Source organism: Peribacillus sp. NJ4, assembly GCF_030348345.1.
In the GTDB taxonomy this organism is placed as follows: domain Bacteria; phylum Bacillota; class Bacilli; order Bacillales; family DSM-1321; genus Peribacillus.
On sequence record NZ_JAUCFQ010000001.1, the window covers coordinates 2418429 to 2431093 of the forward strand.

Consider the following 12665-nt stretch of genomic DNA (forward strand, 5'->3'; position numbering starts at 1 on the left):
ACATTATTTTGCCAAAAAAACGAAGTGTTAGAGTTGGCAATTGTTTTTTCGGTTTTTTTTTAACAAAGGGGAATAATAAAATTGATTTTCTCTTTAAAAATAAGTTATGAGGTGACGAATATGCATACGATGTGGAAGGGGAGCATATCATTCGGTTTGGTGAACATTCCGATCAAACTTCATGCTGCAACGGAAGATAAGGATATATCTTTAAGGACGTTGCATAAGGAGTGTCATTCACCGATTAAATACGAAAAGATGTGTCCGGTTTGCCAGAAAGAAGTGGGAAAGGACGATATAGTTCGCGCTTTTGAATATACAAAGGGAAAGTTTGTTGTATTGGAAGACAGTGAACTAGAACAGCTAAAAAAACAAAATGAAGAAAAAGCAGTGGAAATCGTGGATTTCGTTAAAATTGAAGAAATAGATCCCATTTATTTCAACCGGAGTTATTATATGTCCCCTAATGACGGTGGGATAAAAGCTTATTCCCTTTTGAGGCAGGCCCTAAAGGAATCGAATAAGGTTGGGTTAGCGAAAATCATTATTCGCTCAAAAGAACAAATGGCGGTAATCCGAGTTGTTGATAATACCTTGGTGATGGAAACGATTCATTACCCGGATGAAGTACGCTCCACAGCGGATGTGCCGAATATCCCTGCCAACGATACCATTGTAAAAAAAGAAATCGATACGGCCGTGTTATTGATAGATCAATTAACGACTACTTTCGATCCGACAAAATATACCGATGACTATCGAACCGCTTTACTTGATTTGATTGAATCGAAGAAAACGGGACAAACGACGATTACAGCCAAAACAAAAGAGCCAGTTTCCAACAATGTAACCGATTTAATGGAGGCTTTACAGGCATCCATTGACCGAACGAAACATGATGAACCGGAAAAGAAAAAGACTACCCGAAAGAAAGCGGCACCGAAAAAAAAGAAACAAGCATAAACAGGAAGCTGAGCGGAAGACGCATGATGTCGCTCGGCTTTCTGCTTGTTTTAGCAAGGGATCTTGCCTTTTAATAAGGTAATGAAAGTGACTTAACAGGGAGAGAATTACATAGGGAAGGGATTACAAATAGGTAAGTGGATCACGATGTAAGGAACTGAATGGAATTAAAAGAAAATGATGGATGGAAATGAAGGCAAAAAAATTCGCTCCCTAAAGAGCGACAATGAGGAATTCAATCGTGAAAATCAACATATAGGCGAACGGTTGTAGTTTTCGACTATATATTGTGTTCATATTCTACCATATTTAATTCTGAAATAGCAACAAAATTACTGAAACTAACCTATGAATTTTTCTGGAAATCAATGATATTTCGCCAACTTGGGGCTTTTGCCCTTCTAATCTGCTATATTCCCATAAAAAACTACAGAACAAAATGGATTTTTAGTATAATTTATACATATATGATGATATAAATTAAATAAGAATGGAAGATGTAAAATGGAAAATGGAAAAATCGAATCGCTTCATGCCGGAAAGCCCAAACAGGAAAATTTTTCGAATATCGATATCTTTTCAGCGATGGATAAACAAGCAGTGGATGACGTGATAGTAACTAAATCAGGCATAATGGGTGATGGGGTAGGTAATGTAAAGTTTCATGGAGGTCCTGATCGGGCTTTGTGTTTTTACCCCTTTGAGCATTACTCATTATGGAATGAAAGATTCGCTAAAAAGCTAGATATCCCTGCATTCGGTGAAAATTTAACTGTAGCGGGGATGAGGGAAGAAACAACGTATATCGGTGATATTTATCAAATAGGCGAAGTGATTGTTCAAATTAATCAGGGGAGGATCCCTTGTTCGACCATTTCCCACTTCAATCAGGAACCTAAGTTTTTGGAATTCGTGCTGAAAACGAGTTACACTGGTTATTTTGCAAAAGTCATTCAAGAAGGAACGATAAAGAAACAAAACGAAATCGTGCTAATAGATCGTTTGCAAGAAAAAATTTCGGTTCATTATGCAACAGAGGTGATCCTACATAACCGAGATGGGCTGGAAGGCTCAAACGCGTTACTTACACTAGACTCGTTAGCGGAAGACTGGAAACAAAGGATAGTGAAGAGAGTTCAAGCTGCAAAAGAGTGAATGAATTTTGCAAAAGTGAAAAAAATGACGATCAGGTATTGAAATTGACAGATTATTAATGTAAATTAAATATAATCAAATTTTGAAATCTTGTGAAAATTATATAATTGGATCTTATCGAGAGAGGTGGAGGGACTGGCCCGAAGAAACCTCAGCAACCAGCTTAGGCAAAGGTGCTAAATCCAGCAAGCAGAGCTTGATAGATGAGGAGAATGTTTCAAAAGACCTTCTTCTTTGAGAAGGTTTTTTTTCTTTTCTCTCATACTCATATAAAACGACAAAAACAGGATTGTTTTTGAGAGAGGGTGTAATTATGAATTTTCGTAAAGAATTGAAAGAAAGAATGCTGGTTGGAGAAGGGGCAATGGGGACTTTACTGTACTCTTATGGCATCGATCAATGTTATGAGGAATTAAACTGCACGAACCCAGATCAAATAGAGTCCATCCACCGTGCCTATTTGGAAGCTGGTGCAGATATCCTTCAATCGAATACATATGGAGCCAATTTCAATAAATTGAAACGGCATGGACTTGAAGACGAAGTAAGCAGAATCAATCGCCAGGGAGTCATCCTTGCTAAAAAAGCGGCAAAAGGAAAGGCATATGTCTTCGGTACCATAGGGGCACAGCGGAGTATCAGGAAATCGGATTTAAGTATGGAAGAGATAAAGCGAGGTTTTCGTGAACAGCTATACAGTCTGTTGATGGAAAACCCGGATGGGATTCTCTTGGAAACATTTTATGACCTGGAAGAGCTGGAAACCGTTTTGCAAATCGTTAAAAATGAAACTGGACTTCCGATCATCGCAAATGTTTCGATGCATGAACTGGGAAATCTTCAAAATGGAATCCATTTAAATGAAGCCTTTCAAAAACTCGAGCAATTGGGTGCCGATGTTGTTGGGGTGAATTGCCGACTCGGTCCACATCATATGATTCGGGCCTTGGAAGAGGTGAGTTTGCCAAAGCAAGCGTCGATTGCCATTTACCCTAATGCCAGCCTTCCGGATTATGTGGATGGAAGGCTTGTCTATAAAGCTGTGCCGGAATATTTCGGCTCAAGTGCCCTAGACCTTCGTGAGCAAGGTGCCGCGATCATAGGAGGGTGCTGTGGAACGACTCCCCTGCATATTCAAGCTGTAAAGAATGCGATTGGAAGTTTGGCTCCAGTAAAAGAGAAATATACGAAAGCCCGTGAAATAGAAATAATTGAAGTGAACGATAGAGAATTGGAACTCCCTCTGTACGAAAAGGCCAAAACAGAAAGGACGATTCTTGTTGAACTTGATCCTCCGAAAAAGTTGGGAATAGAGAGTTTCATGACTGGTGCCGAGGTTTTGAAAAAAGCAGGGGTCGATTCCATTACATTGGCGGATAATTCACTTGCTTCACCAAGGATATCGAATGATGCACTGGCTAATTTGCTGAAGAACCAATTGAATGTAAAGCCGATGGTGCATATAACATGCCGGGATCGAAATTTAATTGGCCTGCAGTCACATTTAATGGGCCTGCAGACGGTTGGGCTGGACGAATTATTGATCATCACCGGAGATCCCTCTAAAATTGGGGACTTCCCGGGAGCCACTTCGGTTTATGATTTATCGTCGTTTGACCTAATAAGCATGGTCAAACAATTTAATGAAGGTCTATCCTATTCCGGTCAGAGTTTGGGCCAGCGGGCTAATTTTAAAATTGCCGCCGCTTTTAATCCCAATGTGAAATATTTGGATAAAGCCGTACAGAGAATGGAAAAGAAGATTGACTGCGGTGCCCAATCCTTTTTGACACAGCCAATTTATTCAGTTGAGCAAATTGAAGAAGTTCATGAAGCTACAAAACATTTAGAAACCCCGGTTTTCGTCGGTATCATGCCATTGACAAGCACACGGAATGCCGAATTCATCCATAATGAGATCCCGGGCATCAAATTGCCGGATAATGTCAGGAGGGCCATGGCTTTAGCGGGGGATGACCCTGTAAAGTCAAGAATTGAAGGGGTGAATATCGCGCGCGAGCTAGTCGACGCGGCAAGGGAAAAATTCAAGGGCATATATTTAATCACTCCGTTCCTTCGCTATGAAATGACGGCGGAACTTACGAAATATATTAGAAAAGTCGATAGTAAACATACATCAGAGGTGGCAGTACATGAATAAAAAAGCGATTCAAGATCAGTTGGATACTAAGATTCTCCTGCTCGATGGAGCGATGGGAACCATGCTTCAAGCGGAGAATTTAACAGCAGAGGACTTTGGCGGGGAACAATTCGAGGGTTGCAACGAGTATTTATCACTGACACAACCAGAAATCATCCAATCCATCCATGAAAAATATTTAGCAGCAGGTGCTGATATCATTGAAACAAATACCTTCGGAGCGACTAGCATCGTTCTTGAGGAATACCAAATAAGCACGATTGCCTACAAGCTTAATAAAATTTCAGCTGAGCTTGCCGTTAAAGCATGTGAAAAATATTCAAATGATGATTGGCCAAGATATGTAGCTGGCTCGATGGGGCCCACCACAAAAACGCTATCCGTAACAGGTGGAACGACTTTTGATATTTTAACCGATTCTTATGAAGAACAGGCACTCGGTCTTTTGGATGGCGGGGTAGACTTGTTATTGGTGGAAACCTGTCAGGATATGCTTAATGTCAAGGCAGCCTTTTCTGGAATAAAAGCAGCCTTCGCTAAATCAGGAAAAGATGTGCCTGTCATCATTTCAGGTACGATCGAACCGATGGGGACGACACTTGCTGGCCAGTCGATAGAAGCTTTCTATTTATCGGTTGAACATATGAAGCCCGTGGCTGTCGGCCTGAATTGTGCAACAGGACCGGAATTCATGATAGACCATATCAGGACACTTGCAGATATAGCCAATAGCGCAATCAGTTGTTACCCGAATGCCGGGCTCCCGGATGAAGAGGGGCATTATCATGAGTCACCGACTTCCCTTGCAGAGAAAATGAAGCAATTTGCCGAAAAGGGATGGGTCAATATCATTGGGGGTTGTTGTGGTACTACGCCAGAGCATATTAAAGAACTTGTCAGGGTCCTTGAAGGCATTCAGCCCCGTACAATTACCGAATCAGCCCATGGGCATGCCGTATCAGGCATAGAGCCACTCATTTATGATGATTCAATGCGTCCTTTATTCGTAGGTGAGAGAACGAATGTTATCGGATCTCGAAAATTCAAGGAGTTGATTCGTGGAAAGCATTACGAGCCAGCTGCCGAAATTGCACGTGCCCAGGTAAAAAAAGGCGCCCATGTCATTGATATCTGTCTTGCTGATCCTGATGGGGATGAGCTTGGTGATATGAAGGAGTTCGTAGAAGAGGTCGTAAAAAAAGTGAAAGTCCCATTGGTCATCGATACTACAGATGAAGCCGTACTTGAACAAGCATTAAAACATTCACAAGGAAAATCCATCATTAATTCCATTAACCTTGAAGATGGTGAAGAGCGCTTTGAAAAAATAGTGCCATTCGTCCATCAATACGGGGCTGCCGTTGTCGTAGGAACCATTGATGAAATTGGGATGGCCGTCGATGCTGAGCGCAAATTGGAAGTGGCTACACGTTCTGTGGATTTGCTCGTAAATAAGTATGGACTAAACAAAAGTGACCTCATTTTTGATCCGCTAGTATTTCCTGTAGGTACGGGTGATGAACAATATATCGGTTCTGCTTTAGAAACGGTGAAGGGAATTAAGGCAATCAAAGAAAAGTTTCCGGAATGCTTAACGATACTTGGCATATCGAATGTTTCATTCGGTCTGCCAGCGCGTGGAAGGGAAATTCTAAATGCCGTTTTCCTCTACCATTGTACAAAAGCCGGTCTCGATTATGCTATCGTGAATACGGAAAAGCTTGAACGTTTCGCTCTGATACCGGAAGACGAAGTGAAATTGGCTGAGGCACTCCTGTTTGAAACATCTACAGAAACTTTAGCGATCTTTACCGAGTTTTATCGTGGGAAAAAAGCGGAGAAGAAGGATAATGGTGTGATCCTGCCATTGGACGAACGATTAGGTAACTATATTATCGAAGGTACGAAAGAAGGATTGATTGATGATTTAAATAAAGCAATTGAACGCGGTGACAGCCCATTGGAAATCATCAATGGACCATTGATGGATGGAATGAGTGAAGTGGGTCGGTTATTTAATGACAACCAACTTATTGTCGCAGAAGTGCTTCAGAGTGCTGAAGCAATGAAGGCGGCAGTATCTCACCTTGAACCACTAATGGAAAACTCTGAAGATAGCGCCAAGAAAGGAAAGATCCTTTTAGCGACTGTCAAGGGAGATGTGCATGATATCGGGAAAAACCTAGTGGATATCATACTGTCCAATAATGGCTATGAAGTCATTGATTTGGGTATCAAGGTCGCACCGCAACAAATCATTGAAGAGGTTCGAAAACATGAGCCAACCATCATTGGACTATCTGGATTACTTGTTAAATCAGCACAGCAAATGGTGTTAACTGCACAGGATTTAAGACAAGCGGGAATAGATACCCCCATTTTAGTGGGAGGGGCTGCTCTATCCCGTAAATTCACCGATTTTAAAATATCACCTGAATATGGAGGTCCGGTTTTATATTCCAAAGACGCGATGGATGGGTTGGCTGTAACGAATATTTTACATGACACTGACAAAAAAGTGGTCTACTTAGAAGAGTTAGTCCAGAAACGGGAAAAATCGAAAGCCAATGCCGCCATTGCTGCCACGATGGAAAAACCTGTTCGGAAGCAGTCCACAGCTGCTCCTTTGAGTGATGTACCTGTTAAAGAACCGCGTGATATCATGCGTCACGTTCTGAAAAACTATCCATTGGATGTCATCCAGCCGTACATTAATAGGCAAATGCTGATTGGACATCATTTGGGGCTAAAAGGTAAAGTTGCCGAATTGCTTAAGGAAGGCAATGAAAAAGCGGTGCAGCTGAATGCCCTCGTTGATGAATTGATCGAATTCTTAAAGACGGAACCGGACTACGGCTTGAATGCGATTTATCAATTTTTCCCTGCTCAAAGTGAAGGGGACAAGCTATTGGTTTACAACCCGGATAATCATAACGAGGTTTTGGAAACTTTTGAATTTCCTCGGCAAGATACGAATCCGCATCTTTGTTTAGCGGACTTCGCGAAACCGGTCTCCTCCGGGAAAATGGATTATGTTGGTTTCTTCCTTGTTACAGCCGGAAAAGGGATCAGGAAATGGGCAGAAAAACTAAAGCTTGAAGGTGATTTCTTGAAAAATCACGCCCTTCAATCGCTTGCTCTAGAAACAGCTGAAGGGTTTGCGGAAAGAATTCATCAATTAATGCGTGATGATTTAGGAATAAGCGATCCGATTGAAATGTCTATGAAAGAGCGGTTTGCCGCTAAGTACACCGGGCAAAGATTTTCATTTGGTTATCCAGCTTGTCCAAATCTGGAAGATCAGGAGAAACTATTCCGCTTGTTACAACCTCAAGATATTGGCGTTGAATTGACTGAAGGATGCATGATGGAACCAGAGGCTTCCGTATCAGCGATCGTTTTTGCACATCCTGAAGCTCGTTACTTTAATGTAGATCGATAACATATGGATAAGGCAGCGGTATTTTTTACCGCTGCCTTATTGCGCATGAAACCCCTTAATTGGTATATCTTAATGGTCAAAAGGAAGGGGATGCAACACCTATGAAGAATCTGCTTAAATTATTTCTTTCCATGACGATTTCTCTCATTATTATTTTGTTCGTGATGGATGTACAGTCCATTCAAGTACATGCAATGGTTCCCGAAGAGATGACACCGCTCCTAAAAAGTAAGGAAAATCAGAAAATCGCTTATTTGACTTTCGATGACGGACCATCTTTGAATACCATGGATATATTGGATATTTTGGACCGCTATCATATTAAAGCCACATTTTTCGTTAAAGGCAACGAAGAGCCATATGCAAAGGAATGTTATCAGGAAATGATTTCCCGCGGTCATGCGATTGCCCTTCATTCTTATACACATGATTATTCCATCGTTTATCGGTCGACCGAGAGTTTCTTTCAAGACTTAAATAGGCTTGAAACCATGCTTCAAAAGGAGTTTGGGATAAAAAGCCGAATTGTACGACTTCCTGGCGGCTCGAATAATCGTCTGCGGCATCAGGCTGCAACTAAACCCATCATTAATGGAATCCTTCAACAACTAAATGAAAAAGGATATATATACTTTGATTGGACCATTGATTCTACTGATGGCATCAGTCCATCAATAAGTGAACAACAAATCATTTCTTCCGTACAAAAAGGGACGAAAGATCAAAAGCATGTTAATATCTTATTGCATGATATCAATAGTATGAAAAATACAGTGAAAGCATTGCCTGATATAATCGAATTCCTTAAAAAAGAAGGGTATACTTTTGATACTATTGATGAGACAACCCCAAAAATGCAATTTAATTGATGAACACAATGTTTATCTATAGTAAATTAAGGTATAGGGATAAGATATTACATTGCGAAAGGATTTATCGTTTCTATGATGCCATCATTGTTTTTATCACATGGAACGCCACTATTAGCTTTGGAAAAGAATAGCTACACTTCTTTTTTGAAGGATTATATTAAAGCTATGGAAAAACCTGCTGCCATCGTTATTTTGTCAGCACATTGGGAAAGTGAAGATCAGATGATTTCCGCAGTAGGTAAGCATGAAGTCATTTATGATTTTGCAGGGTATCCTGAAGATATATTTCAGATAACATATCCTGCTCCGGGATGCCTTGAGCTGTCCGATCGAATTTTAACCCTATTGTCCAAGATAGGTGTATTGGGGGAACTTGATGAAAGGCGCCCCCTAGACCATGGGGCATGGGGGCTTTTGCACATCATGTATCCCGAAGCGGACATCCCGATCGTATCCATGTCCATTAGTCCTGACCTGCCATTGGACAAGCAGTATGAAATCGGGAGAACATTGAGGGAATTAAAGGAAAGTAATGTACTGATAATCGGGAGCGGTGGAATTGTCCATAACTTCACCTATATTCAGAAGGATATGCATGTTGCAGAAGGATGGGCAATCAACTTTGAGAACTGGGTCGAAGAGAAAATCATCAAATGGGATTTGGAATCTTTGTTTAATTATGAAAAAATCGCTCCCTATAGTAGAGATGCTGTGCCTTCCAAAGAGCATTTCATTCCATTGGTCATCGCAATGGGGTCAGGAGATGACAAAAAAAAAGCAGCTCTCCTGCACAGGAGCTTTCAATATGGCAATCTGAGTTTAACAGCTTGGAAGTTTGATTGAGCTGAAAGGGTTTTCAAACTAGTTAAATTTACCTGAAAAATAATCATTATACAAAAATACAAAAATCTTTTTTTAGCAAAAAAAGGACTTAAATGAGCAAAAAAGTCAATTAAAAGCGTATTTTGACGAATTAAACAGAAATATAGTTTAAAAAAGGTTGCATAAAGTGGTTTAACCTTTGGATATTTCGACAAAAACATGTTAATATAACATCTGAAAACGTTTTATCCTTTAAAATTTTATTATTCGATAACCAAAGTTATTTATTATATATCTTATATAAATCATATATTTGGGGAAAATTTAGAAGAAAGAAATTTGGGGATGGATAAAACGAAATGAAAAAAATTATGAGAAAAATTTGGGGGTTTACAAAATGACCATCAATGATTCTAAGGTATACGACCAATGGAAAGCTTTTTCAGGTCCAAACCTTGGGTATGTCATGGAGCAATACGATTTATTTCTAGCCAACCCGGAAGAAGTGGATCCGGAACTGAAAAACTTTTTTGAAGTAGCAGGTCCTCCTTCATTCGATGTATCGGCAGAAACAACGATTGAAAGTGCACCAACTGTACAAACTGGAGAAGTTCTTCCAATGAAGAAAATTATGTCTGCAGTAAAGTTAGCTGAAAATATCCGTGCATACGGACATCTTGCTGCAAATATTTATCCTTTAAAAGAAGAAGCTCTAGACACGGAACAAATTCACTTTGAAAAATATGGATTGACTGCAGATGATTTAAGGAAAATACCGGCTGACTTTATTTGTCCAGAATCACCTGAAGACGTGAAAGACGGATACGAAGCCGTTCAATACCTAAAACAACTCTATACAAAAACGATAGCCTTTGAATTTCACCATGTTAATGACTTGGAAGAAAAGCAATGGCTTACTGATATGGTCGAATCCGGAAACATGTTCCCGGAAGTGGCTAAAGAGAAAAAAGAACTATTACTTAAACGATTGAATGAAGTTGAAGGTTTCGAGAAATTCCTTCACCGCACATATGTAGGTCAAAAGCGTTTCTCAATTGAAGGACTGGATGCTTTGGTTCCGATATTAGATGAAATGATTTCACAAACTGTTCAAAATGGAACGGGGAATGTGAATATTGCAATGGCTCACCGAGGACGTTTGAATGTGCTTGCACATGTATTAGGTAAGCCTTATGAGGTAATTTTCTCTGAATTCCAACATTCACCAAATAAAGATTTGGTTCCTTCCGAAGGTTCAACAGGCATTAACAATGGATGGACTGGCGATGTTAAATACCATTTAGGTCTGGATAAACAGATTACTAAAGCTAACATACAAAAAGCAAGGATTACACTTGCCAATAACCCAAGTCACTTGGAAGTAGTCGGTCCAATCGTGGAAGGGTATTCTCGTGCGGCGCAAGAAGACCGTACAGAAAAAGGATTCCCGGTTCAAGACATTTCCAAATCTCTTGCAATCCTGATTCATGGTGATGCAGCATTCCCAGGTGAAGGCATTGTGCCGGAAACGTTTAACTTAAGCCGTTTACGCGGTTATCAAGTTGGCGGCGCTATCCATATCATCGCCAATAACATGATCGGTTTTACAACGGAAAGTGAAGATTCACGTTCAACCTTATATGCTAGTGATTTAGCAAAAGGCTTTGAAGTGCCGATCGTGCATGTGAATGCAGATGATCCAGAGGCATGTATGGCTGCTGTTAACCTTGCTAACCTATATCGTGAAAAATACAACAAGGATTTCTTGATCGACCTGATCGGTTACAGACGTTTCGGCCATAACGAAATGGATGAGCCATTGGTGACTCAACCTGAAATGTATGCATTAATCCATAAGCACCCAACCGTTAAAGAGCTTTATGGAAAAAAATTGATTCAATCTGGCGAGTTCACTGAAGCTGAAGTTAAAGCAATTGCTGAACAAGTGGATACAAGGCTTGCAGATGCATATGCGAAAATTTCCGGAAATAAACCGGAAGCTTCTAAAGAATGTAATCCCCCTGGGATTATTGAAAAAGGACTTCCAGCCATTGAAACGGCAGTTCCGAAACAAGAACTGGTTTCAATTAACGAAGAACTTGTTAAGTGGCCGGAAGGATTCACTCCTAATAAAAAATTAGGAAAGATTTTATCACGTCGCTTGGATTCCTTTGGTGCAGACGGAAAAATTGATTGGGCTCATGCTGAGACACTTGCATTTGCATCCATATTGAGTGACGGTACTCCAATCCGTTTGACAGGACAAGATTCAGAGCGTGGAACATTCGCACAACGTAATATCATGTTACATGACAGTGTTAACGGAAAAACATATTCACCACTTCACACACTTGATACTGCTAAAGCTTCTTTCGCTGTTCATAACAGCCCGCTTACTGAAACGGCAGTTCTTGCTTATGAATATGGTTATAATGTATTTGCACCTGAGACACTTGTATTATGGGAAGGCCAATTCGGTGACTTCGCTAATACAGCACAAGTTATCTTTGACCAATTCATCGCTGCTGGCCGTGCGAAGTGGGGTCAAAAATCAGGTCTTGTCATGCTGCTTCCACACGGTTATGAAGGACAAGGACCAGAGCACTCAAGTGCACGTCTGGAACGTTTCCTTCAATTGGCGGCTGAAAACAACTGGACAGTTGCTAACTTAAGTTCGGCGGCTCAATACTTCCATATCCTTAGAAGACAAGCTAAGATTTTGGATCAAGAGCAAGTACGTCCGCTTGTCATCATGACACCGAAGAGTATGCTTCGAAATCAAGTGATGGCTTCAACAGCTGAAGAATTCAGTGAAGGCACTTTTGAACCATTTGTAGAAACCAAAGCTTTGGGCAAAAAACCTAAATCGGTTGAACGCATTGTTTTTGCTTCAGGTAAATTGGCGGTTGAACTTCGTGAAAAAGCGGCAACTGAAAAAAATACGGATTGGTTGCAAATCATCAGTGTCGAAGAAATTTATCCATTCCCGTTCACTGGTGTTCAAGAAGCTTTGAAAAAATATACAAATCTAAAAGAAATCTTCTGGGCTCAAGAAGAACCTAAGAACATGGGGGCTTGGACATTCGTTGAACCTCGCCTTAATGCAGCGGCTCCTGGTAATCTTTCAGTAACATATATAGGAAGGAAACGCAGATCAAGCCCGGCTGAGGGAGATCCACTTGTCCATAAAAATGAACAACAACGGATTATGACTCAAGCAATTACACGCAATAATGAGGGGGAGAAATAA

At 40.5% G+C, this 12665-nt stretch carries 7 protein-coding genes and 1 riboswitch; all 7 genes read left to right on the top strand.

Going from position 1 to position 12665, the window contains the following annotated elements; translation table 11 throughout:
- Nucleotides 1-120: 120 nt before the first annotated feature.
- The 7 genes from ku to QUF94_RS12215 all read left to right on the top strand — a co-directional run bounded on the left by ku (nucleotide 121) and on the right by QUF94_RS12215 (nucleotide 12665).
- A complete protein-coding gene (gene ku / locus QUF94_RS12185) occupies nucleotides 121-963 on the top strand; it encodes a non-homologous end joining protein Ku (protein ID WP_289316087.1) in 843 nt (280 codons plus the stop codon).
- A 504-nt stretch (nucleotides 964-1467) separates the two neighbouring features.
- A complete protein-coding gene (locus QUF94_RS12190; protein WP_289316088.1) occupies nucleotides 1468-2118 on the top strand; it encodes an MOSC domain-containing protein in 651 nt (216 codons plus the stop codon).
- A gap of 111 nt (nucleotides 2119-2229) precedes the next feature.
- Nucleotides 2230-2328: riboswitch (SAM riboswitch) on the top strand.
- A 103-nt stretch (nucleotides 2329-2431) separates the two neighbouring features.
- A complete protein-coding gene (locus QUF94_RS12195; protein ID WP_289316089.1) occupies nucleotides 2432-4279 on the top strand; it encodes a bifunctional homocysteine S-methyltransferase/methylenetetrahydrofolate reductase in 1848 nt (615 codons plus the stop codon).
- Nucleotides 4272-7721: a methionine synthase gene (metH, locus tag QUF94_RS12200; RefSeq protein WP_289316090.1), complete on the top strand. Its 3450-nt coding sequence runs from the start codon at nucleotides 4272-4274 to the stop codon at nucleotides 7719-7721. The genes QUF94_RS12195 and metH overlap by 8 nt, the downstream gene beginning before the upstream one ends.
- A 101-nt stretch (nucleotides 7722-7822) precedes the next feature.
- Nucleotides 7823-8590, top strand: a complete 768-nt coding sequence (locus tag QUF94_RS12205) for a polysaccharide deacetylase family protein (RefSeq protein ID WP_289316091.1) — start codon at nucleotides 7823-7825, stop codon at nucleotides 8588-8590.
- Nucleotides 8591-8665: 75 nt separating this feature from the next.
- Nucleotides 8666-9436 carry a dioxygenase family protein gene (locus QUF94_RS12210; protein ID WP_289316092.1) on the top strand — a complete coding sequence of 257 codons (771 nt, stop codon included), beginning with the start codon at nucleotides 8666-8668 and terminating at the stop codon, nucleotides 9434-9436.
- A gap of 376 nt (nucleotides 9437-9812) precedes the next feature.
- Entirely contained in the window at nucleotides 9813-12665 is a 2853-nt protein-coding gene (locus QUF94_RS12215; RefSeq protein WP_289316093.1) for a 2-oxoglutarate dehydrogenase E1 component, read from the top strand.